Origin of the sequence: Pseudomonas lurida (genome assembly GCF_013522705.1) — a bacterium.
Lineage (GTDB): Bacteria > Pseudomonadota > Gammaproteobacteria > Pseudomonadales > Pseudomonadaceae > Aquipseudomonas > Aquipseudomonas quebecensis.
Window position 1 is genome coordinate 24804 of the sequence record NZ_JAAMRE010000034.1, and the last position, 22830, is coordinate 47633.

A 22830-nucleotide genomic window follows, 5' to 3' on the forward strand; every position below is an offset into this window, starting at 1 on the left:
GGCCCCAAACCCAGACACCTCGGAGTATCAGCTGAAACCGCATCGCCTGGAATGGGGCTGCTTCGCAGCCCAGCGCGGGGCAAGCCCGCTCACCACAAGATTTAGTGGCTTGCCTTCCAGAGGGCCATCGGCAGGCAGGGCTGCCCACCCTCGCCGGGTCTTAGGGTTGCCACACGGTCTTTGCCCCACTCAACTTGCGGTCCAGGAATGTCGCCGCGCTGATCAAGGCCAAGTGGCTCAACGCCTGGGGCGTATTGCCCAGATGCCGCGCCTGGCTGTCGAACTCTTCGGCGTACAGACCCAAGGGATTGGCGTAGCGCAGCAGTTGCTCGAACTCCAGATGGGCCTTTTCCACCTGGCCGGCACGGGCCAGGCATTCGACGTACCAGAACGAACAGGCGGCAAAGGCGCCTTCGGTGCCCTGCAGGCCATCGATCTGGCTGTCGTCGTTGCGGTAGCGGTACACCATTCCGTCACGCACCAGGCTTTTCTTGATGGCTTCCAGGGTACTCAACCAGCGCGGATCGGTGGCCGCGACGAAGCGCACCAGCGGCATCAGCAGCATCGAACCGTCCAGCGCGGTGCTGCCGATGTACTGCACAAAATGCCCGCGCTCTTCGTTCCAGAAGTTGCTCCAGATATCGGCGTAGATCGCCTGGCGGGTCTGGTCCCAACGCGCGAACGGCGCCGGCAGCGAGCGCTTGGAGGCCAGGCGTATCGCGCGGTCCAGCGCCACCCAGCACATCAGCCGCGAATGCAGGAAGTGATGTTGTTCACCACGCATTTCCCAGATGCCGACGTCTTTGCGATTCCAGATTTCGCAGACCTGATCGGCGACCTCCACCGTGTGTTTCCAGCCCTCATGGGAAATGGCTTCGCCGTACTTGTTGACCAGGTACACCGCATCCATCAGCTCGCCGTAGATGTCCAACTGAATCTGGTCGAATGCCTCGTTTCCGATACGCACCGGCCTGGCGCCGCCATGGCCGCTGAAGTGCTCCAGTTCGCTCTCGGGCAATTGCTGGCGACCGTCGATGCCGTAGAGGATATTGATCTTGGTCGGCTGGCCGCAGCAATCGCTGACCCGCCCCTTGAGCCAGCGCATGTAGGCATTGGCCTCGTCGACAAAACCCAGGCGCATGAACGCATAGACCGTAAACGAAGCGTCGCGGATCCAGGTGTAGCGGTAATCCCAGTTGCGTTCGCCGCCGGGGGTTTCCGGCAGGCCGAAGGTCGCGGCGGCGATGATCGCACCGTGTTTGCGCGACGTCAGCAGCTTGAGCGCCAGGGCGGAGCGGTTGACCATTTCGCGCCAACGCCCACGGTAAGTCGATTGCGCGATCCAGCCGCGCCAGAACTTGAGCGTGTGGGCCAGCGCCAGGTCGGTGCAACCGCCGTCCACCCGTGGATCGTCCCGGCCACCGAGCACGAACTCGGCGCTCTCTTCCTGGTTCAGCGTGAAGCTGGCGACGGCGATGTTGTCCTCCAGTTGCAGCGCATGGCTGCCGGCCAAGCGCAGGCCCGGTTGGCCGTCAGCGGTAAAACACACCGTGCGGTTGTCGAAGGAGGCGTGGGTCGGGGCGCGTGCGTAGTCATGGCGCACCGCGCAACGCAGATGCAGGGTCGCGGTGCCGCTGACCACGCGCACGCGGCGTATCAGCAGGGGCAGTTCGTCGACTTCCTCGCTGATCGCCAGCAGATCGGTGATCTCCACCACGGCTTTGTCGCTGAGCCAGCGGGTTTGCAGCACGTTGGTGTCGGGCAGGTAGATCTGCTCGCGCCGGGCGTCGGGCAGGTCCGGAGTGAGCTGGAAGGTTCCGGCTTCGGGCGTGTCCAGCAGCGCGCAGAAAATCGACGGACTGTCGAATTCCGGCCAGCAGAAAAAGTCAATGCTGCCTTTGTCGTTCACCAGGGCTGCGCTGCGCATGTCGCCAATGATGCCGTGGGCATCGATGGCGCTTTGGGGTTCGTTCTTAAGATCAACCATTGCCGCGAAACTCCGGGTAAAGGCTCATGCCGCCATCGATAAACAGGGTGCTGCCGACCACGTAGTCGGAGGCATCGCTGGCCAGCCACACCACGGCATTGGCCACATCCTCCACGTCACCTACGCGACCGTAGGGAATCAGTTTGAGCAGCTCTTTTTCGGCCGCGCCTTCGGTGGCGGCGCGGTTGATCGCCGTACGAATCGCCCCCGGCGCGATGCCGTTGATGCGAATGCGCTGTTCGCTGACTTCCTGGGCGAGGGTGCGCATCAGCATCTCCACGCCGCCTTTGGAAGCGGCATAGTTCACATGCCCGGCCCAGGGGATCAGTTGGTGCACCGAGCTCATATGGATGATTTTTCCGGCGGCCCGCGACACGCCTTCACGCACGCCCTGACGATTGAAAATCCGCACCGCCGCGCGGGCACAGAGGAATTGGCCGGTGAGGTTCACGCCGATCACGGTGTTCCAGTCGTCAAGGCTCATGTCGACCACGGCGGCGTCCTTTTGCATGCCGGAGTTGGCGACCAGGATGTCCAGGTGCCCGAAGGCATCGAGGGTCTGGGCGAACAGGCGCTCGACGTCAGCCTCCTTGGACACGTCTGCGCCAACGGCAATCGCACGTCCGCCCTCAGCATTGATCTGCGCCGCCAAGGCTTCAGCGGGGGCTGCCTGGGCGTTGTAGTTGAGCACGACCGCAGCGCCGGCCTGCGCCAGGGCCTTGGCGGCACCGGCACCGATTCCGGAACTGGCGCCGGTCACCAGCGCCACTTGTTGTTCCAACGAGATATGCATGGACAGCCAGCCTCTGATTCGTGAGTTCAAGTAGCTGACTGGCGGCGCATTGGGGAAGTTCAGATGCCTGACGGCGAGTGCACGCGGCCGCGACGGCCGACGGGAAGCAATTGCCGCGCTTAATGGGAAACATTACTATTCACGCCCCGCCTAACAGTGCTCCCGCGATGATCCCTCCGCCGCCCCGCAGAACAGGCTTTTTCGAGCACTACGAAGAGTTGATCGGGACGTGGACACGTCGTCTGAAAAATCGTCAGCAGGCCGAAGACCTGGCCCATGACACTTTTGTGCGCGTGCTCGAATCTGAACCCGCTCAGGTTCAGCAACCCCGTGCATATCTGCATCAAACCGCGCGCAATATCGCAGTGGACGCCTACCGTCGCGACGATCGACGCGACGCTATGCTCCAGGACGCCGGCGATCAGCGCGCCTCCCACACCGGCGACCCTGAGCACCTCATGCACGCGATACAGTTGGCGGAGGCTATTGAACGGGCGCTGGCCGAATTGCCGCTCAACTGCCGGCGGATTTTCATCTGGCAGAAGATCGAAGGGCTCACCCAGCAGGAGATCGCCGATCGCCTGGGTTTGTCTAAAAACATGGTGGAAAAGTATATGATCCGCACGCTGCGGCATCTGCGTGATCGCCTGGACGCACCGGCACCATGACTCGTATCGAAACAGGATCTGCCACGATGGATAACCGTGCCCGTGATGAGGCTGCCCAGTGGTTCGCGCGCCTGCAGGACGGCGAACTGAGCCCCGAGCAAACCCGGCGCTTCGAGGCCTGGCGCGCGGAACACCCGTCCCATCAATACGAGTTCGATGTGCTGCAAGGCCTGTGGCGCGCCGCCGACCTGCTGCCGCGGACGCGCTGCCAGGTGTTGTGCCAAGCGCCCGCCGAGCGGCCGCGCCGGTCTGCCACCTGGCGTTATGCGGTGGCGGCGAGTGTGGTGGCAGGCGCGCTGGGGTTGGGGTTGTTCAGCAGGCTCGATCATCCCAAGACCTTCCATGCCCAATTCAGCACCCGCCTGGGCGAGCATCGTCAGGTGACCCTGCCCGACGGTTCCTTGATGGATCTCAACAGCCGCAGCGTCGTCACGGTGACGTACGAGGGCGGTCGGCGCGGCGTGGCGCTGCAGCAGGGCGAGGCGATGTTCAGCGTCGAGCATGACGGCAGCCGTCCTTTCGTGGTCGATGCCGGCGTCGGGCAGGTCACGGTCACCGGCACACGTTTCGATGTGCGCCGCGATAACGATCAGACCCGTGTTGCCGTCCAGGCAGGCACGGTCAACGTCCAGGGGCGAGGGCCGGGCCAGCACGTCGTGCTGACCGCCGGGCGGGGCACCCATATCGACAGCCAGGGCGCGGTGGCGGCGGCCTACGCGGTGAATGCCGAGGAACTGACGGCCTGGCGCAGCGGCAAACTGGTGTTCAACAATGCCACCCTCGGCGAGGTCGCCCGGGAAGTGTCGCGCTACCGCGAGCAGCCGCTGCGGGTCAATCTGCCCGCTGTGGCCAACCTGCGCTTGACCAGTGTGTTCAAGGCCGACGACACCGATGCCTTGCTTAAAGCGTTGCCGCGCATTTTGCCGGTGGCCCTGCGCACCTTGCCGGACGGTAGCCAGGAAATTATTTCGCGCTGAAATTCAGGTTTTTTTCGAGTTCTTCGTCTTCTCCTGCAACTGCAACTGGTTTGCATTAACGGCCGCGTACTTTTGCGCTCACAGGACAAGGTTCGACGTGAACAATTTCTCCCGCCACAACAATAAGAACCGCCGCTGGGTACCGCTGGCCCTGGCCTACGCTGTCAGTGCCTCTGCCTATGCCGACGACGCGATTCATATCCAGGCCCAGCCCCTCGGCACTGCGTTGAGCCAGCTCGGTCAGCAGACGTCCCTGCAACTGTTCTTCAGCCCCGAACTGGTTGCCGGTAAACACGCGCCCGCGGTGGACGGCAACCTCAGCGCCGAGCAGGCCCTGCGCCAAGTGTTGCAAGGCAGCGGCCTGGACTACCAGATCGAGGCGGGGTCAGTGACCCTGCGCCCGCACCACAGCGGCAGCGGTGAAGCCGGCTCGCCGATTGAATTGGGCGCCACCGATATCAAGGTGGTCGGCGACTGGCTCGGCGATGCCAACGCCGAAGTCGTGCAGAACCATCCCGGCGCACGCACGGTTATCCGTCGCGAAGCCATGGTGGAGCAGGGTGCGCTGAACGTCGGCGAGGTATTGCGCCGCGTGCCAGGCGTGCAGGTGCAGGAAGCCAACGGCACCGGCGGCAGCGATATTTCCCTCAACGTGGGTGTACGCGGGCTCACGTCACGCCTGTCGCCACGCTCCACCGTCCTGATCGATGGCGTGCCGGCGGCCTTCGCGCCGTATGGCCAGCCGCAACTGTCGATGGCGCCGATTTCCGCCGGAAACCTGGACAGCATCGACGTGGTGCGTGGCGCCGGTTCGGTGCGCTACGGGCCACAAAACGTCGGTGGCGTGATCAACTTCGTGACCCGCGCAATCCCCGAAACGTTCTCCGGCGAGGTCGGCACTACCCTGCAGACGTCCGCCCATGGAGGCTGGAAACATATCGAAAACGCCTTTATCGGCGGTACCGCCGACAACGGCATCGGCGCCGCCTTGTTGTATTCCGGGGTCAACGGCAACGGATACCGCAACAGCAACAACGGCAATGACATCGACGACGTGATCTTCAAGACCCACTGGGCGCCGACCGACCAGGACGACTTCTCGCTGAATGTTCATTACTACGATGCCAGCGCTGACATGCCGGGCGGCTTGACCCAGAAACAGTTCGACGCCAACCCATACCAGTCGGTGCGCGATTGGGACAACTTCAGCGGCCGCCGCAAGGATGTGTCGTTCAAGTACATCCGGCAGATCGATGACCGTACCCAGGCCGAAGTGTTGACCTATTATTCCGACAGTTTCCGTGGCAGTAACATCGCCAACCGCGACCTGAAAACCATCAGTTCCTACCCGCGCACCTACTACACCTTCGGCATTGAACCGCGGGTGTCCCACGTCTTCGATCTGGGGCCCAGCACGCAGGAAGTCAGCGTGGGGTATCGCTACCTCAAAGAAGGCATGCACGAGCAGGCCACCAGCCTCAACCTGGTCAACAACGTGCCCACGCCCGGTGGGCAGAACGACGGCCATGTGTACCAGGACCGCACCGGCGGTACCGAGGCCAACGCGTTCTATATCGATAACAAAATCGATATCGGCAAATGGACCATCACCCCAGGTATTCGCTTCGAAAACATCCGCACCGAATGGCACGACCGCCCGGTGATCGCCCTCAATGGCACGCGCACTCCGGAAAAGCGTCGTGAGGTGCACAACAACGAGCCGCTGCCGGCCCTGAGCGTGATGTACCACGTTTCCGACGCCTGGAAAGTGTTCGCCAACTACGAGACCTCATTCGGTAGCCTGCAGTATTTCCAGCTGGGGCAGGGGGGGACCGGCAACCAGACCGCCAACGGCCTGAACCCGGAAAAGGCCAAGACCTACGAAATCGGCACGCGTTACAACGACGCCGTCTGGGGCGGCGAAGTGACGCTGTTCTACATCGACTTTGCCGATGAGCTGCAATACGTCAGCAACGACGTGGGCTGGACTAACCTCGGCGCCACCAAGCACGCCGGTGTCGAAGCGTCGGCGCATTACGACCTGGCCAATCTGGACCCGCGCCTCGATGGCTTGACCGCCAATGCCGGGTTCACTTACACCAAGGCGACCTCCGAGGGCGATGTGCCCTTCAAGGGGCGCGATCTGCCGCTGTACTCGCGCGAAGTGGCGACCCTGGGCCTGCGCTACGACATCAACCGCTGGACCCACAACCTGGATGTGTATGCCCAGTCCGGCCAGCGTGCCCCCGGTACCACCAGCACCTACGTCACCCAGGGCACCGCCGATGGCCAGTTCGGCGATATTCCCGGTTATGTGTCGGTCAACGTACGCAGCGGTTATGACTTCGGCGCGTCCTTGTCGAACCTGAAGTTGGGCGTGGGGGTAAAAAACGTCTTCGACCAGCAGCACTACACGCGCTCCAGCGACAACAACGCCGGGTTGTACCTGGGCGAACCGCGTACGTTCTTCGTACAGGCCAGCGTCGGATTCTGATCCTTGATCCCTTGGAAAAATGTCGCAGCTCTGTCCGGGGCTGCGATTTTTTTTGCCCGTTTCCTACAGGCTCGGCGTGCATCTTATTGCCCGAGCAGGAACCGATTCCGACATCCCCGCCACAGATGAGCCAGCTGTCGCGCTTCGACGCGATGTCGCAGCGGCAGGCTGACTATCACGCCCATTGTGTTGGAGAACACTATGTCGTTATCGACACCCGATACATCCTCAGCGGCTTCGTCTGCGCTTGACCGTTTCCAGGACAGTGCCAAAGCCGAATTCAAGGCTCGTCGCCCGGCGCCTGGTGCCTTGTCTTTCAACGACGCTAATACGGCAAACGTCAGTTTCTCTGTGCGAGAAGACAAGGCCGGTCCCGTGTTCGGCGATCTGCACGCACCGACAGAGCGCCATCACCCTGCTTATCCCGGCATGCCCGCCAGGCATCCAGGTTTTATGGACACGTTCAGACAGTGGATGAACGCGCACTTCGGTTGGCACCGGCCGCCGCGGCCTCATCCGTGCTGCAGCAACCCGCCGCCAAGGCCGCAGCCTGGGTACGGTAACCCGCCGCCTCGTCCCGATCCCACTATCGGCAAACCCTATCCCACGCTGCCAGGCAGGCCCGATCCGCAGTACTCGCTGAAGAACAATGAACAATTGGCAAGCCAGTTGAGCAAAAACTTCGACGCCTTCATGGACCCCAAAAAACCCGGTTACGTCAGCATCGACAGTATTTATGCGATGGCAAAAAGAGGGTGGTCGTCGGATCCGCGCGTTAACGAAAACATTCGCCTGGCCAAAGAAATGCTGCGCCGTCCGGACCTGCTCGGCGCCCTCGACCGGCACAGCTCCACCGGTGCGCTGGATGGCCTGATCGATCGGCAGAATGTGAACCGGGTCATCCATGGCGACAATTACTTCAAATACAACACCGATAAAGAACTGGTCGGGGAGCTGTATGAGCATTTCAGCGTCTTGAAAGACGGACCAGGGTCAGCGGACATCAGCATTTCCGATTTGAGGAACCTGGCGCGTGAACCTCTGACAGGCGATTCGCCCAAAGACCACCTGGTGCAGTTGGCGCAGGAACTTCTCAAACGCAGCGACCTGGTCACGAAGCTGGATAACCTGGCAAGCCAAAACGGTGACGGGCGGATCAACCTGCGCGCGCTTTTACTATTGCTTCGCTGACAGAACGGCACCGCAACCCGGTTGCGGTGCCTTCCACAACCTTGTAAGGAACTGATTACGTTGATTTGCCACATAGGAAATACCTGCCGGTGTTGATCGAACCGGCTGCATTTGGGGCTCCGAGCCAGGGCAAATACAATGACTTCGACCTCGTTTCAATCTCCTCGTCACGGTTGTCCTGAACCGTTTCACAGCGTCCGCGATGCTGATCCGGCGCTCTCACCGGGCATCTCGGCATCGCAGGATGTGCAGCCGCCCCCGGATTTGCATGTCGCCGAAGCTCGGCGCATGAAAGCCTTCGCCGGTCAGCGGCAGTTTCAGGCGCCGGTCGCCGATGATTTTTCCCGCGGCATGCACGCAGCCGGGCAGCCTGCCAATGATGCCTCCAAGCTAATCAAACCTGCGGGGCTTTTCGATGGCTTGGCCACGTGGTGGCGCCGCAGGCTCGGTTGAGCCGGTCGGGTGGTAGGTTCCTCAACTCCAGTGGTTACAAACGCTCAAATTTTACTGCGCTCGACGCGGCGTCCTTGCTGGAACCAGGGTTTTCCAAGCGCCACTCACTCTGCGCCTGTTGATTCAGGTGCGTGACTGATCGACCCGGCAAGGCTCGATCCACGCAATCTAACGCTGCTGGAGAGAAACAATGGCTGACTGGCTGAATAATTTGAGGCACATGCCGCCTGGGCTGAACCTGAACACAGGCGATGGCCATGCCCGTCTCGGCGTTGCTGAACGCGCGGTGGGCAAGGCGCTTCCCCCGCAAGGGCGTCAGCTTTTCGATAGCCGATTTCCGAACAATGGGCAGGTGCATTTTGACGCCCAAGGCTTTTATTCAGGTGGTTCGCAGGTAGGCAACCCGTTTATCAGCTCGGATGACCACCTGCTGGCGACCCAACTGAACAACGTTTTTTCAATGCTGGGGGATTTCAAGAAGGATGGCCGCCTGACGCTCGCCTCCTTGGAAACGATAGCCAAAGAGGACCCCAAGGAGAGCAAGGTACTTGAGCGCACAATCATGCTTGCCCGAGAAGTACTCAATCGGCCGCGGCTGGCCGATGCGATTGTTGCAAAGGGCGGTGAGATAACACCGACCAGTCTCGAAAAAGTCGCCAGTTATACCATTGGCAATACCAACCCCAACACGCAGAGTGCCGACCCTTTTCATTCCAAAACCGACGCCCAGGTGGTGCAGGCGTTCAAGGGCATGTTTGATGACTTGCGCGACAAGTCGGAAGACTCCACTTTCTTTTTTGAAAAGCACCGCTATGTCAAAAAAGACACGATTATCGAGATGAGCAAGGACCCCGATGAAACAGATAAACACGGTCAGGTAGTACGCGACGCATCCAACGGTTTTCCCAAGAAAAAATACAGCGAGCTGCAGGTCTACATGGCCAAGAACCTGGTCGAGCGGCCAGGCCTGCTGGCGTCGCTGGACAGCACCAAGGCAAACGGGACTAACATCTTCGGCAGCCACAACGATGACGGTTGGTTGAAGAACTACAGCATCGACCGCTGGTTGAAAAACGATAAGGAAGAAAAGGGCAGGTAACGTCACCTGCCTTCTATTGGGCTTCTTGATGCACGCTGGAAGCCCATGATGCAGTCATTCACACCCGCAATATTTTTCCACCGGCGGCCACCGCCACCAGCAATATGCCAATCAGCAAGAAGGCCGTGGCCAGGCTGCTGCCATGGGCAATAAAGCCGATTGCGGCAGGCCCGGTCAGGATACCGGCGTACCCCAGCGTGGTAATGGCCGGCACCGCAATGTGCTCCGGCATGACGGTCTGCTGGCCGACGGCGGTGTAGAGCACCGGTACGATATTCGAACATCCCGCTCCTACCAGCGCGTAACCGAGCAATGCAATCTCCCAGGCCGGCGACAGCGTAGCCAGGAAAATACCGCTCGCGGCCAGCGCGCCGCCCACGATGATCACCTTGGTCGCGCCGAGGCGCCGCACGATGGCATCGCCGGTCAGGCGTCCGGCCGTCATCGTCAGGGCGAAGGCGGCGTAGCCCAGGCCGGCGTATGCTTCGTCCAGGCCGCGCTCGTCACTCAGGAACACCGCGCTCCAGTCCAGCACCGCGCCCTCGGCCAGAAACACCACGAAGCACAGGCAGCCGATAAACAGCACCACGCCATGAGGTATCGCAAACGCGGGTCCCGAACTTTCGCTGCCGTAAGGCAGTAGATGCGGGCCGGCTTTGAGCAGCGCCGCGAGTGTGATCACGATCACCACCAGTGTCGCCTGAAGAGGCGACAGGCCCATCCCCAGCAAACCGGCAACGCCTGCCGCGCCGACGATCCCGCCCAGGCTGAACAAACCGTGGAAGCCCGACATCATGGTTTTGCCGCTGGCCCGTTCGACGATAACCGCCTGCAAGTTAACCGTGGAGTCCACCGTGCCCAGCCCGGCACCAAACAGGAACAGCCCGACGATCAGCAACGGGATCGAGCTGACCGTAGCCAGCAGCGGCAAGGCCAGGCAGATCATCAGAGTGCCGGCCGTGAGCACGCGTCGGCAACCAAACCGCGATGCCAGCGCACCTGCCGCCGGCATCGCGATAATCGAGCCCACCCCCAGGCACAACAGCAGCAGGCCCAGCGTCCCTTCACTCAGCCCTGCGCGAGCCTTGGCATACGGCACCAGCGGCGCCCAGGCGGCGATCCCGAAGCCGGCGATGAAAAAAGCGATGCGGGTCGACATTTGCTCCAGTCGCCCGGGAACCACGGGGGCTGAGGTAGGGATGGCAGTCATGAACAAATCCTTGGTTTTGCGTTCAACGAACGATGTCCGGCGCGACATCCTTGCACATCAGGCCTTGGTGAGCGAGCCGGGTTCCCTTGGTGTGATCGGACGTGAAGTTTATTTTTACAATCCTGGAACCCATTCGGCGCAGGCAACCACAGAGGTGCAATCGCCTGTGTGTAGGAGGCGGTCTGGAAGGTGCGTAATCCCTGTGGCAAGCGTTGAACCCCAGGGTTTCTGCGGTGGATTACCACCTTCCAGGGCGCTTTCCCCAAACAGGGCGTTCTGTAATACGCTGCTCACCCAATGTGTAGGCGCGCGGGCGGGCAAACCGATGAAAATGTACAGGCAGGCGACGCAATGACCCTGTTCTATGACGCGCGGGGCAATATTTACGGGGTGGTCAGCCCGGCATTTCTGCGAGACCAAGGCATCCCCGTGCCAGAGAGCGCTGCCCAGGCCGCGCTGACGCGTAAAGCCTGGGCCGTCGACGCTGTCGCATCCGAATGCGCCTGGGAGCCGACGCAACGCCCGGTCAATGCCAAGGCCCATCGCTGCGATGGTTTGTTGGTCGGCCCGTTTCAGTTCGAGGCACCGTTCGACCTGCTGATCGTCAACACCGACGGCTCATTGGCCGAGCGCAGTGGCAATGGTTTGACGATTTTTGCCCAGGCCCTCACGGATCAGGGCTTGCTGAGCGCGGCTTGTGAATTACGCGTGCACCATGACCAGCCCCAGGGGCCATCGCCGGTGGCGACAGGGATCGAGCCTGCCGTGTACGAGCACCTCGCAGGGTTCTGGCTGGACCTCGGGTTGCCGGAGTTCGGGCCATCGGCCGTCGGCGCGCAGGGGGTGGAACACGCCTCGCTGGGCCGCGCCGAACTGAGCCATGTGCGCGAGCTGGCGGCGATCAATCCGCACTGGGCGCACAGTCAGTTCGTGCGGGTCGGTAACCCCCATTGTGTGACGTTGGTCGAGCAGGTCGCAGCCCTGCCGGATAACCGGCACATGCAGCACTCGGCACTGTTCGACTCGCTGCGGGCGATCGCCTTTGCGCCGCCGGTGGGGGGCGGTAAACCCTGCACGGCCGGGGTCAATTTGCAATGGGCCACGATGCTCGGCCACAACCGCATCGCGGCGCGGGTGTTCGAGCGCGGAGAGGGGCCCACTGCGTCTTCCGGCACCAGCGCGAGCGCCGTGGCCTGCGCCGCTTGGCGTGTGGGCTGGGTCGAAGGTGGCGAGGTGGCGGTGGTGATGCCGGGTGGCACGGCGCCGGTGCGTCTGCATGCCCAGGACGATGCGCTGCTGAGCGTCAGCCTGTTCGGGGCCGCACACCGTCAGGGTTGAGTCTCTTGGATGCTGGCGTCCCCATATAGGCGTCAGTTGTTTCTTTATCAAGTAACTATGTATTCGCAAGTTTTCGTAGGGCATTTCATATGTTTATGAAATAGCGCTGTGCCTCGATTTTTATTTTTTAAAAGACGCTTCCATTATCTTCGTACGAAACTTCTTTTTTACTTTCCAAGCATCGATTTTCTCCCGTAATCGCTAAGCTTCAGGGCGCGAGTTTGCACTTTGCCTGCCTGGATTTTGCCGATGTTGCGGCGGCGGGATAAAAGTTCGATCACTATTTCAGTCGGGTAATAAAGGGCGGGTAACAACGGATGGTTAACGCGTTTGCATCGTCAAGTTTCAAGTTGATACTTCCAGGCATCCATAACGACTTCAAAGTGCTGGCATTCAAAGGTCAGGAGGCTCTGGATCAACCGTTTTTCATTCAGGTACAAGTGATCAGCGAAAACCCGGACCTTGACCTGGAGGCTTTTCTTCACCAGGCGGCTTATCTGGATCTAGGCGACGCCGAAGCGGGAGTGCATGGCCAGGTCTATGCCATTGGGCGCGATGACCCCGGTCGACGTTATACCCGCTACCATCTGACATTGGCGCCGCGCCTGGCCTACCTGGCCCATCGCCGCGACCAGCGGATTTTTCAGCAACGCAGCGTTCCGCAGATTGTTGCCGCCGTGCTCGAACACCACGGCATCCTCGCCGATGCCTACGTCTTTGAGTTGGGGCCGGTGATCTACCCGCCGCGAGCGTTCTGCGTGCAGTACGCGGAAACCGATCTGGACTTCATCCAGCGGTTGTGTGAAGAGGAGGGCATTCATTACCACTTTCGCCACAGCGAAACCGCCCACGTGCTGGTGTTCGGCGATGACCAGACGGTGTTCAATCGTCTGCCGGCGCAAGCTTATTGCGCTGCCGGTGGGCCGCAGGCGCCGATGCGCAGTGTGCAGCGGTTCGATGTGCGTTTTTCCATTCGCAGCCAGCGAACGGTGCGCCGTGACCATGATTTCGAACATCCCTCCCTGCGGCTGCAGGACAGCGCAGACGCAACCCGCGCCCAACCGCTTGAGGATTATCGCTACCCCGCCGGTTTCAGCACTCGTCTGCGCGGCCAACAGCTCGCGCGACGGGGGCTGGAGCGTCATCAACGGGATCGGCATCGAGCATTGGGCAGCAGCGATCAACCGCTCCTGCGCAGCGGACATTTTCTTGAACTGCACGATCATCCCGACCCTGTCTGCAATGACCTGTGGTTGATCACCTCGGTACGTCACGAGGGCTATCAGCCCCAGGTGCTGGAAGAAGCGGTGGTCGAGTCCGATCGACTCCAGGGCTACCGCAACCGTTTTACGGCGACCCCCTGGCGAGCGACGTATCGACCGCCGCTCAAGCATCCGAAACCGACCATCAACGGTAGCCAGACCGCTACCGTCACCGGCCCCGCTGGCGAAGAGGTGCATTGCGATGCGTACGGCCGCGTCAAGGTGCGGTTCCATTGGGATCGCCGGGATCAAGCCGACGACAAAAGCAGTGGTTGGGTGCGAGTGGCGTCAAGTTGGGCGGGGGATGGGTTCGGCGCCACGCTCATTCCTCGGGTGGGCATGGAAGTGCTGGTGACCTTTCTGGAGGGCGACCCGGACCAGCCATTGATCAACGGCTGCTTGCCCAACGCGCTGCACATGCCCAGCTATCCATTGCCGCAGCACAAGACGCGCAGTGTGCTGCGCAGCCGCAGTTCCCCGGACGGCAGGGGCTTCAATGAACTGCTGGTGGAGGATCGTCGCGGCGATGAACTCATTTACCTGCGCGCTCAACGCGACTTCGAACAGCATGTCGGCCATGACAGCCGCCTGGAGGTGGCGGGCGAGCGGCACGAAACCATTCGCGGCTTGAGTTCAAGCCGCTTGGGTGACCAGGCGCACCAGCACATTGCCGGCGAACGCAAGGTGGTGCTCGAGGCCGATGACCACCTGCGCGTGCACGGTGGCAGCCAGGTCCATATCGGCCAGAGCCTGGTGATCGAAGCGGGGCAAGAGGTGCACGTCAAGGCGGGAGCCAGCCTGGTCATCGATGCCGGGGCACAGTTGAGTTTCAAGGCCGGGGGTGAACATCTGTTGATCCAGGCGGGCGGCATATTCAGCAGTCGCCCCATTACCGTCGGCGGCAGCCCTGCCGCCGTTCGTCCCGCCTTGCCCCTGGCGCCGGGTGATAACGTCGCGGCAGTTGCTGAGCGCGTGAATAACGTGCAGCTATCGACCGTCCAGAGCCAGATCATGGATTGGGCCAGGCAATGGGGGGCTGACTTTTGCCCGCTGTGTGAACGCTGTCGAGACAACGCGTGCGCTATCGATGGGAGGGCGGCGTGATGGACGACCTTGCTCATCACTGGATGGCCAGGCAACAGCAGGCCGGTCAGCGGTTGTGCTTGATACTCGACGGCGGCCATCAAGCGTGCGAGCGGCTATTGGCGGTGCGCGGCGTACCGCAATATCGCAGCCTTTATGCCCAGACACCGTTGGCGCAATTGGTGGCGGGGCCTTTGATCCTGCTGCTCGAGCACGCCGGCGAGCCCGCGCTGCTCAGCCTTCTGCAGCATCCGCAGACGAACTGGGGGTGGCTGGGCAGCCTGGCAACCCCCGACCTGACGGGCGTGACGCAGCACTGGCGCGATCGGCTGCTTGTGGGGCCGCAGGGGGATCAGGCGCTCTATCGCTTTCACGACAACCGTACCTTTGCACGCGCCCTCGAGCATTTGGCGCCGCAGCATTGGCCGTCGTTTCTCGGGCCGCTGGTCAGCGTGTGTTATTGGCACGCGCAACGCTGGCACAACGTGGACAACCCGGCACCCGGCGAGTACCCGGCCCCCGATCCCGCTCCCTGGCTCAATACACCCAACCCCCAGGCCAACGCGATCCTGCATGCCAATATCCTGCGTTACCTGCTCGCCAGGCACAGCGAGGACCTCACGGCATTGGTCGAATTCCAGGATGCGAGCGCCTGGCTTGCCCATGTGCTGGAGCAGGCACGTGCCTGGCAATGGAACCGGCCGCAACAGCTTGAATTCCTGGTGGTCCGCAGGCTGGAAGAAGCCACTCGCACCAGCGTGATTCACTGGCCGCCCATGACCGGCGAGGCACCTGAAGAACACTTTCAACGCGTGCTCGAACAATGGCGCTCAGTGGAGAAGATCGATGAATAAACGAGGGTGGCACGCAGGGTTCTTACTGGGCATGGCGGGGTTGACGGGGTGCACGTTGAAACCAGTGGACAGCTTTACGCTGGAAGTGGATTTGCCCGCCCAATTCGAACTCAAAACCGCGGCCAACTACGGACCCGCGACGGGCGAAACCTGCACCTTGCCCAGGCGTCGAGGTAAACGGCCTGAGCGAAAGGTATTTTTTACGGAATACAAGGCTGTGGCCAGCCGGGTCAGTTATGAGTTGCCGTTGAGTGAAAGGGTGGAGGGGTGCCCGTTGGTATTGCGCAGTGTGGAGTTTGGTTTTACTGCGAAATGGGGGGCGAGGAGTACGGATGTCGGGTTGGATAGTGGAGTCATTGGTATTCGAGACCGGTTGGAAGGAAACATGCCGGGTATGCCTGACTCGGGTGTTCAGGAACTGCGAGGGGAATGTCACTGGCTGTTTCGAACGGCAGGTTCGCAGCACGCAATTATAAAAATTCTCAAATGTAACGAGTTGGACGCCAATCATCAACTGTTGCAGACGCAACCTGGAGGCATTGCGCAACGAGATCATTTAAGGGGAAGAACACTGAGATTTGGGATGACGCTGAGTGAGAAGGAACTGCCGGCGATTAGTGACAACTGGGTCGCTGTACCCGGCGGTTGGAAACGGTGCAGAGGGGTTAACTTCGAAGATCGTTACGCTTTCTGCAATGGTGATTTCACTCATTTCAAACCTATAAAGATGCCGGATGGCCGCACATGTGATGTGTATCCATCTTGCAATTAACCAAGGAGCCGGCTCATGAGTCTGGATGCACGGAAGCAACCATTTTTTAATAACAGCAGACCTGCTTGCCCGTTGCGAGGCGATTGGGTGAGCTTTCGCCTGGTCGATGAATTCGGAGTAGGAAGTGGCTATGGCGGGTTGCCCTTCACATTGCATGACAGCGCAGGGCAAAGACACGAAGGCAGACTTGACGCCGACGGATTCGTCAAACTGGAAGATATTTATTGCGGCCCCGTGGTTGTTGTTTTCGACGCTCTCTATACAGGCGTTGATCAGCTGTATCGGCGGTTAATGGCGCGAAGCAGCTATCCGTTGCCTATTACCGAACTTCAGTTTCGGGCGGAACACACTCGATTCGCCACACCTGGCGGTAGTCGCACTGACAATAATCCTGCTCGACAGCAGGCGAACAAGTTTTATCAAGTTGAGGTGCGCGATTTAGTTCGACATGTTGCTCATTTACCACCGCCGGCCCCTCGGGCGCATCATCCCCAACGGCATGCTCTGAAAATGTTGTCTGATCTGGGGTTTGGTGCGCCCCAGCCTGTTTTGTCCGGGATCGTATTATTTCCCAACAACTACACGGTGTTGGAAGTGCGCCCGCTGCGCGCTTTACGTCCAGTCCTCTCCAGCGACGACAGCTTTAGTGCTTTGAATCTGTATCAGTTGTCATTGATGGCCGCTCTGAGTTATTGCGATTTTGGTCAGGAACCGCCAGTAAAACCCTTAGATCAGGTCCACTTCCCTCTGAGTCCAAGTGTCGGCAATCTGTTTGCGGAACAGCTATCCAACTACGCAGAAGCATGGAAAATCGATCCAAACCAGACACAACGTTTTTACCCGCTGTATGAAGACGTTCCTTATTCGCGACGATTTGAGATTCTTCCTTTTGACCCGCAGTTGTATCCACAAAATCGTCCCGAGCTCGGCAAAGAGCAGCAGCACCCCGAAAGTTTGCACTTCTTTGATGACGAAAAATTTGGGACTGACACACAAGCTTTCATCACTCACCATGATGAGGTGATCTTGATTTCCGTGCGAGGGACGTTCAGTAATGCCGATGCGTTACGGGACGCAAATGCCCACCAGGTACCTTTCGCGGATGGTATCGGTAAGGCGCACGAAGGCTTTTATCAGGCCTACCGGGCCATGCGCGACTTTGCGCTGAGCTACCTCAGCCAGTTTCATATGGAGCAGCGAATAGTTATTTGCGGACACAGCCTGGGCGGTGCAATTGCATTGCTGCTGGCGGAGGGCTTACGCCGTACTGCTGATCGTGACTACAACATCCTCCTCTACACCTACGGCGCCCCCCGCGCCGCCGATTCCGAATTCGTCGCCGGTGCTTCCGCCCTGGTCCATCACCGTATCGTCAACCACAACGACCCGGTCCCCAGTGTTCCGGCACCGTGGATGAACACCACCGCCAAGCTGTGGGTTCCCGGTGCGGTTACCGTGTTCAGCGCGCCTATCCCCGGTGGGCTGTTGTTCGCCACGGGGCTGGTGCGCGTGGGTGGCAATCCTTACCAGCACCATGGCGAGCAGCAACACTACATGCCGATCACGTTGGCCGATGGCACCCAGTCTTCGGTGCTATGGAAACCTGGTTGCGAGTCCATCCAGGAGGCTGGAGCCAACCGTGCACTGCAACTGCAGGGCGATACGCCCTTGCGTGAGAACTTCCTGAGGCAGTTGTTCCAGGCAAGCCAGCACTTTATGACTGCCAGTTACATCCCGGCCGCCTGGGCCACGCTACGGCGCTGGCAGCAGACCCTGGAGAACCAGAGCTCGCTGGTGACACACAGCGAATACGAACAACTGGATCGCGCGTTGGAAAGCATGCGCCAGCAATTGCGCGACAAGCGACGTGAGCTGGACCGTCGTCCCGCGCCGAATGGGCGCAGCCATGTACCTGAGCACTATCATCAGGCGTTGAATGCTGAGATCGATCGTTTGCATACCAGCCGCCGGCGCCTGGAAAGTCTGCGCTGGCGCCGCCTGGATGCGCGGGATGTGTACGGCAGCCACGCCCAGGCCGCGCACCTGCAACCCAGCCTCAAGCGCTGGTTCAGTCATCGCGAAAACCGCGAGACGCCACCGGCGGCGAGCATTCCACCCGCCACGTCCAGTGAGCGTGGGAAGGCGCAGCCACTGGATATCGACTCGATTGTCTGAACCGCCCGCTTACATGAACGCCACTTGCGCGGGCTGGCGTTTCATCAACACCTTGCCGTTGCGGATCGAATAGAGCGGCAGGCCCTGGCTGCGGATCACCTCGTAGTCGCTGTCTGCCGAGAGGATCAACAGGTTGGCCGGGCGCCCCGGCTCCAAGCCATAGCGCTCGCCCAACGCCATCGCCTTGGCGCTATTGTCGGTGACCAGGTCGAGGGCGCTTTGCAGGTTGCGATAACCGAGCATATGGCAGATATGCAGACCGGCTTCCAGCACGCGCAGGATGTTGCCGTTGCCCAGGGGGTACCACGGGTCGACGATGGAGTCCTGGCCGAAGCACACGTTCATGCCGGCTTCCAGCAACTCGTTGACTCGCGTCACGCCACGACGCTTCGGGAAGCTGTCGAAGCGTCCTTGCAGGTGGATGCTCTCGGTAGGGCATGAGACAAAACTGATACCGGAATGCCCCAGCAGGCGGAACAGTTTGGCGCAGTAGGCATTGTCATAGGAGCCCATCGCGGTGGTATGGCTGGCGGTGACGCGTGCACCCATGTCGCGGCTGCGGGCTTCTTCGGCGAGCACTTCAAGGAAGCGCGAGTGGGGGTCATCGGTTTCGTCGCAATGCACATCCACCAGGCAGCCGCTGCGTTCGGCCAGGTCCATCAGGAATTTCACCGAACTCACGCCCTGATCGCGGGTGTATTCAAAATGCGGAATGCCGCCGACGACATCGGCGCCCATGCGGATGGCTTCCTCCATCAGTTCGCGGCCATTGCGGTAAGACTCGATGCCTTCCTGGGGAAAAGCCACGATCTGCAGATCGATCAGGTGCGCGCTTTCTTCGCGCACCTGCAGCATGGCCTTGAGCGCGGTGAGCTGCGGGTCGGTAACGTCGACGTGGGTGCGTACGTGCTGAATGCCGTGGGCGGCCAGGGCCTGGATGGTCTTTTGCGCGCGTGTGCGGGTGTCTTCCTGGGTGATCGTGGCTTTGCGTTCGCCCCAGCACTCAATGCCCTCGAACAGCGTGCCGCTCATGTTCCAGCGTGGCTCGCCGGCGGTCAGGGTGGCATCGAGGTGGATGTGCGGTTCGACGAAGGGTGGGATCACCAGGTTGCCGGCGGCGTCCAGGTCGTCGGGCCCCAGGGCCGGCACGCTGGTTTGTGCGGTGATGCTGGCGATCCGGCCGTTTTCCAGGTGCAGATCATGCAGGCCTTCACGGTGGCGCAGGCGAGCGTTGATGATGTGCATGGGCTAGTTCCTCTTGGCAAAAAATATCGGGCAGATTGCCGCCGGACTCTCGGGTCGACGTTCAGGCGGTCATGGCGGTTGGTCCGCGTCAGGCCGCGAGGCTCTGGCGCGGTGTCGCAGCGGGTTCTGCCGGTGAGGTTAGCATTCCTGTGAAAGCAGGTTCATGCCTGGGCGTCAGCCAGCGGCGCACGCACACGCAGGAGGGCGATCAATAGGATGTAGGTCAGCGATGCCGCACCAATTCCCACCAGCGGCGCGACCCACGGCGAATTGAACGCCAGCACGGTGCCCACCCCATAGGCCAGCAGCCCCGGCCAGTTGAACGCGGGCAGGCGTGCATCCGCCAGGCGCGGGTAATGACCGCGGTAGCGGTAGAAGAAGTCCGCCATGATCACGCCGCCTATCGGTGGGATTACCGTGCCCAGCAGAATCAGGTACGGCACCAGCATGTCGTACATGCCCAGCAATGCCAGCAGGGTGCCGATCACCGCGCCGGCCAGGGTCACGGTCTTGCGGCGTCTGGTGCGCAGGAGGTTGCAGCCGGCCACGGCGAAGTTGTAGATGGTATTGTCCTGAGTGCTCCAGATATTGAGCAGCAGCATGGCCATTGCGGCCATGGCAAATCCCTGCAGCAGCAACACTTCCACAACATCGGGCTGTTGATAGACGATCGCGCCATACGCCCCGATCAGCACCATCAGCCCATTGCCGATAAAGAAACCGATCAGGCTGGCCAGCACCGCGACCTTGGCCGAGCGGGAAAACCGTGTCCAATTGGTGGCCTGGGTCGCACCGCTGACAAAGGTGCCGAACACCAGGGTAATCGCCGTGGAAAGGTCCAGTTGGCCGGTCGGCTTCACGGCCAGCAGGCCATCCAACCCACCGATTTTCACCGTAGCCACCCACATCGACAGCACCAGCAGGATGCCCATGGCCGGCACCGCGATGTAGGACAGAATCTCCAGCCCGCGATAGCCCACGTAGGCCGTGGCGCAGAACACCAGCCCGAACAGCACCATCAACCCCAGCACGCTGCCCTGGCTCAGTTCGAAATATTTACCGAGCACCACGGCGGCGGTGGCGGTGCCCCAGGCGTACCAGCCGATCTGGGTAAACCCGAGGATCAGGTCGCTGAGCTTGCTGCCCACCTCGCCAAAGCAGAAGCGTCCCATCAACACCGAGTTCAAGCCGCTTTTAAAGGCGATATAGCCCAGGCCTGCGGCGTAAATACCCAACAGCAGGTTACCCAAGGCCACGACGCCGAGCATCCCGGTGAAGCTGAACGCCACCCCCAGTTTGCCGCCGGCAAACATGGTCGCGGTAAAAAAGGTAAAGCCCAGCAGCACCATGGCGGTGGACGCCAAGCCTTTACGTGCATGCATCGGGACTTCGCTCAAGGGGTAATCGTTGCCCGGTTCGTGCTGCGTCATGTGACTTGCTCCCTGAATGAGTGACGCAGGCCTGCTGCACCACGCGTGCCAAACGGGCAGCAGTGCGGAAATCGAGGCAGGAACGGAGCAAAACAGGCGGTTCGCGATGCCCTTGAGGGACGAAAGCGGTGCAGCAGTGACACAAAATAGATCAGCCGGACGGCCCTGTGACGAGGAGCAGGTGTCCTCGCCACAGTGTGTGTTTACTGGCGGTTATTCACCGCGATAGATGCAGCCGCTGGTGCAGGTTTCGTGGATACGAATCGCGCTCAGCTCCGGCAGCAGCGGTTTGAGTTCAGCCCAGATCCATTTGGCCAGCACTTCGCTGGTGGGGTTTTCCAGGCCGGGAATGTCGTTGAGGTAATTGTGGTCGAGGCGTTCGTAGAGCGGCTTGAAAATCGCCTTGATCTCCGAGAAATCGCGAATCCAGCCGGTGTGGGGATCCAGGTCGCCGCTCAGGTGGATCGCCACCTTGAATGAATGCCCATGCAGGCGCCCGCATTTATGGCCGTCCGGTACGTGCGGCAGGCGGTGGGCGGATTCGAATGTAAATTCCTTAAAGATTTCCACGGTATTTTCAGCTCGGTCAGGTATCTGGCAGCCGGCGAGTTTAACAGCTTGCTCCCTCGCCGCGCATACCGCTCGGTCAAAGCGCCTGCAGGCGCTCGCCTAGCCCACCGTTATCGGCCAATTGCAGAAACTCATCCCCCAGCCGCCGGCTCTCGCTCATTGCGGCCTGCCAGTACTTGTTGCGACTCGGATCGTCGCCCATGAAACGCTTGAAGTCGCTGCGATCCGGCAGTTTGCCGTGGGGCAGGCGCGCCAGATACTCCCTGGAGGGCGCGAGCAGCAACACATCCTGCAAGCCTTGCGGATTGCTGCGCCGCCAGGGCAGACCTTTGTCGAACCAGCCGGGGATGACCCGATCGGTGAAGTGCGGGTACAGCACGATGTCGTCGCCGTGGTAGGGCAGGTCGAGGTGGTAGTCCAGCAGGCCGCCGTCGCGGTAGGTACCCTGGCCGGCGCCGGGCAGGTCGCGCACGCCTTGCATCACCATCGGGATCGAGCCGGATGCCAGCAATGCCTGGCGCAGGTTGCCCACGTCCAGATCGAGAAAGCGCGACGTAAAGTCCTTGAGCGGATGGACCGGCGGCGGCTGGCGCGGGTCGTGGACGATCAGGCGTTCGAAGTGCCGCGCCAGCCGCGCGCGGCCGCGCAGGTTGTCGGCAATCACCGACGAAAGGCCCAATCCCAGGCGCCCGCGATGGTCATCGGCGAGCAGCCCATGGGTCTTGACCACCATGATGTTGAGCCGGTAATCGGGGTTGTCCAGCACCCGCGCATCGCGCCCGGCCAGTAGATCGTCGAGCATGCGCACGCAGCTCTGGCTCACCTGGGCCATGGTCACGCCCTTGGCGAAACGTTGCTCGTTGTACAGGCGGCCGAGGTCCAGCAGACCTTGCACCGGGTCCGGCAGGCAGGCGCTGGCGAAGCGCCAGGAACCAATCGACGCACCGATCAGCGCGCGTTGCCGTGGTGCGCGGGGCAGCCAGTCGCCGAACAGCGCCAGGTCAAGGCCCTGGATGCCCAAGGCCTTGGGCCCGCCGGCCGCGCCTGGGAGTATGCCGACATCCGCAGGTGCAAGGCCCCGCTCACGAATGCGCAACAGGGCGCGTTTGCCGGCCTTGAGGGTCAGCGCGGGGAATTTGATATGGATGGCTGTCATACCGATCTCTGGTCAAGCGAGGTGTAGGCGCACATGCGCTCGCGAAAAGTGTTAACCATACCGCGTGAATCCT

At 61.1% G+C, this 22830-nt stretch carries 18 protein-coding genes; 11 read left to right on the forward strand and 7 right to left on the reverse strand.

The window, feature by feature from the left end:
- Positions 1–160: 160 nt before the first annotated feature.
- Both G7025_RS23220 and G7025_RS23225 read right to left on the reverse strand, forming a co-directional pair.
- Positions 161–1987 carry a glycoside hydrolase family 15 protein gene (locus tag G7025_RS23220; protein WP_181081363.1) on the reverse strand — a complete coding sequence of 609 codons (1827 nt, stop codon included), beginning with the start codon at positions 1985–1987 and terminating at the stop codon, positions 161–163.
- A complete protein-coding gene (locus tag G7025_RS23225; RefSeq protein WP_181081364.1) occupies positions 1980–2780 on the reverse strand; it encodes a glucose 1-dehydrogenase in 801 nt (266 codons plus the stop codon). Before G7025_RS23225 ends, G7025_RS23220 begins: the two co-directional genes overlap by 8 nt.
- Before the next feature lie 167 nt (positions 2781–2947).
- On the opposite strand from G7025_RS23225, the gene G7025_RS23230 reads away from it, so the two are divergent.
- The 6 genes from G7025_RS23230 (at position 2948) to G7025_RS23255 (ending at position 9662) form a co-directional block, all read left to right on the forward strand.
- Positions 2948–3448: a sigma-70 family RNA polymerase sigma factor gene (locus G7025_RS23230; RefSeq protein WP_181081365.1), complete on the forward strand. Its 501-nt coding sequence runs from the start codon at positions 2948–2950 to the stop codon at positions 3446–3448.
- Between the two features lie 26 nt (positions 3449–3474).
- Positions 3475–4425: a FecR family protein gene (locus G7025_RS23235; protein WP_181081366.1), complete on the forward strand. Its 951-nt coding sequence runs from the start codon at positions 3475–3477 to the stop codon at positions 4423–4425.
- A 97-nt stretch (positions 4426–4522) separates the two neighbouring features.
- On the forward strand, positions 4523–6919 hold the full coding sequence (locus tag G7025_RS23240) for a TonB-dependent siderophore receptor (protein WP_181081367.1): 2397 nt from the start codon (positions 4523–4525) through the stop codon (positions 6917–6919).
- Positions 6920–7120: 201 nt separating this feature from the next.
- Positions 7121–8110, forward strand: a complete 990-nt coding sequence (locus tag G7025_RS23245; protein WP_181081368.1) for a type III secretion effector protein — start codon at positions 7121–7123, stop codon at positions 8108–8110.
- A 138-nt stretch (positions 8111–8248) separates the two neighbouring features.
- Positions 8249–8563: a type III secretion protein gene (locus G7025_RS26875; RefSeq protein ID WP_253506358.1), complete on the forward strand. Its 315-nt coding sequence runs from the start codon at positions 8249–8251 to the stop codon at positions 8561–8563.
- Positions 8564–8753: 190 nt separating this feature from the next.
- Complete coding sequence (locus G7025_RS23255; protein ID WP_253506363.1) at positions 8754–9662, forward strand: hypothetical protein; 909 nt, start codon at positions 8754–8756, stop codon at positions 9660–9662.
- A gap of 58 nt (positions 9663–9720) precedes the next feature.
- Here G7025_RS23255 and G7025_RS23260 read toward each other — a convergent pair whose 3' ends face one another.
- Positions 9721–10872 carry an MFS transporter gene (locus G7025_RS23260; RefSeq protein WP_181081369.1) on the reverse strand — a complete coding sequence of 384 codons (1152 nt, stop codon included), beginning with the start codon at positions 10870–10872 and terminating at the stop codon, positions 9721–9723.
- 351 nt (positions 10873–11223) lie between these two features.
- On the opposite strand from G7025_RS23260, the gene G7025_RS23265 reads away from it, so the two are divergent.
- The 5 genes from G7025_RS23265 (at position 11224) to G7025_RS23285 (ending at position 18356) form a co-directional block, all read left to right on the forward strand.
- The gene (locus G7025_RS23265; protein ID WP_181081370.1) at positions 11224–12210 is read left to right on the forward strand and encodes a diaminopimelate epimerase; all 987 of its coding nucleotides are present in this window, start codon (positions 11224–11226) and stop codon (positions 12208–12210) included.
- Between the two features lie 317 nt (positions 12211–12527).
- Positions 12528–14576 carry a type VI secretion system tip protein TssI/VgrG gene (gene tssI / locus G7025_RS23270; protein WP_181081371.1) on the forward strand — a complete coding sequence of 683 codons (2049 nt, stop codon included), beginning with the start codon at positions 12528–12530 and terminating at the stop codon, positions 14574–14576.
- The gene (locus G7025_RS23275; protein ID WP_181081372.1) at positions 14576–15409 is read left to right on the forward strand and encodes a DUF4123 domain-containing protein; all 834 of its coding nucleotides are present in this window, start codon (positions 14576–14578) and stop codon (positions 15407–15409) included. The genes tssI and G7025_RS23275 overlap by 1 nt, the downstream gene beginning before the upstream one ends.
- The gene (locus tag G7025_RS23280) at positions 15402–16181 is read left to right on the forward strand and encodes a hypothetical protein (protein WP_181081373.1); all 780 of its coding nucleotides are present in this window, start codon (positions 15402–15404) and stop codon (positions 16179–16181) included. Before G7025_RS23275 ends, G7025_RS23280 begins: the two co-directional genes overlap by 8 nt.
- A 15-nt stretch (positions 16182–16196) precedes the next feature.
- The gene (locus G7025_RS23285) at positions 16197–18356 is read left to right on the forward strand and encodes a lipase family protein (RefSeq protein ID WP_181081374.1); all 2160 of its coding nucleotides are present in this window, start codon (positions 16197–16199) and stop codon (positions 18354–18356) included.
- 9 nt (positions 18357–18365) lie between these two features.
- On the opposite strand, the gene codA is transcribed toward G7025_RS23285, so the two are convergent.
- The 4 genes from codA to G7025_RS23305 form a co-directional block, all read right to left on the reverse strand.
- Positions 18366–19601: a cytosine deaminase gene (gene codA, locus G7025_RS23290; protein WP_181081375.1), complete on the reverse strand. Its 1236-nt coding sequence runs from the start codon at positions 19599–19601 to the stop codon at positions 18366–18368.
- Between the two features lie 161 nt (positions 19602–19762).
- Positions 19763–21031: a cytosine permease gene (codB, locus tag G7025_RS23295; protein WP_181081376.1), complete on the reverse strand. Its 1269-nt coding sequence runs from the start codon at positions 21029–21031 to the stop codon at positions 19763–19765.
- A gap of 213 nt (positions 21032–21244) precedes the next feature.
- Positions 21245–21601: a 6-carboxytetrahydropterin synthase QueD gene (queD, locus tag G7025_RS23300; RefSeq protein WP_181081377.1), complete on the reverse strand. Its 357-nt coding sequence runs from the start codon at positions 21599–21601 to the stop codon at positions 21245–21247.
- 76 nt (positions 21602–21677) lie between these two features.
- Positions 21678–22757, reverse strand: a complete 1080-nt coding sequence (locus G7025_RS23305) for a patatin-like phospholipase family protein (RefSeq protein ID WP_181081378.1) — start codon at positions 22755–22757, stop codon at positions 21678–21680.
- Between the last annotated feature and the right edge of the window lie 73 nt (positions 22758–22830).

What these genes read in the sequence shown, in the direction of transcription:
- tssI (WP_181081371.1), top strand. Translation starts at nt 12,528, where the DNA reads ATGGTTAACGCGTTTGCATCGTCAAGTTTCAAGTTGATACTTCCAGGC.
- G7025_RS23220 (WP_181081363.1), bottom strand. Translation starts at nt 1,987, where the DNA reads ATGGTTGATCTTAAGAACGAACCCCAAAGCGCCATCGATGCCCACGGC.
- G7025_RS23275 (WP_181081372.1), top strand. Translation starts at nt 14,576, where the DNA reads ATGGACGACCTTGCTCATCACTGGATGGCCAGGCAACAGCAGGCCGGT.
- G7025_RS23260 (WP_181081369.1), bottom strand. Translation starts at nt 10,872, where the DNA reads ATGACTGCCATCCCTACCTCAGCCCCCGTGGTTCCCGGGCGACTGGAG.
- G7025_RS23265 (WP_181081370.1), top strand. Translation starts at nt 11,224, where the DNA reads ATGACCCTGTTCTATGACGCGCGGGGCAATATTTACGGGGTGGTCAGC.
- G7025_RS23225 (WP_181081364.1), bottom strand. Translation starts at nt 2,780, where the DNA reads ATGCATATCTCGTTGGAACAACAAGTGGCGCTGGTGACCGGCGCCAGT.
- G7025_RS26875 (WP_253506358.1), top strand. Translation starts at nt 8,249, where the DNA reads ATGACTTCGACCTCGTTTCAATCTCCTCGTCACGGTTGTCCTGAACCG.
- codA (WP_181081375.1), bottom strand. Translation starts at nt 19,601, where the DNA reads ATGCACATCATCAACGCTCGCCTGCGCCACCGTGAAGGCCTGCATGAT.
- G7025_RS23235 (WP_181081366.1), top strand. Translation starts at nt 3,475, where the DNA reads ATGGATAACCGTGCCCGTGATGAGGCTGCCCAGTGGTTCGCGCGCCTG.
- G7025_RS23245 (WP_181081368.1), top strand. Translation starts at nt 7,121, where the DNA reads ATGTCGTTATCGACACCCGATACATCCTCAGCGGCTTCGTCTGCGCTT.
- codB (WP_181081376.1), bottom strand. Translation starts at nt 21,031, where the DNA reads ATGACGCAGCACGAACCGGGCAACGATTACCCCTTGAGCGAAGTCCCG.
- G7025_RS23255 (WP_253506363.1), top strand. Translation starts at nt 8,754, where the DNA reads ATGGCTGACTGGCTGAATAATTTGAGGCACATGCCGCCTGGGCTGAAC.
- G7025_RS23280 (WP_181081373.1), top strand. Translation starts at nt 15,402, where the DNA reads ATGAATAAACGAGGGTGGCACGCAGGGTTCTTACTGGGCATGGCGGGG.
- G7025_RS23305 (WP_181081378.1), bottom strand. Translation starts at nt 22,757, where the DNA reads ATGACAGCCATCCATATCAAATTCCCCGCGCTGACCCTCAAGGCCGGC.
- G7025_RS23230 (WP_181081365.1), top strand. Translation starts at nt 2,948, where the DNA reads ATGATCCCTCCGCCGCCCCGCAGAACAGGCTTTTTCGAGCACTACGAA.
- G7025_RS23285 (WP_181081374.1), top strand. Translation starts at nt 16,197, where the DNA reads ATGAGTCTGGATGCACGGAAGCAACCATTTTTTAATAACAGCAGACCT.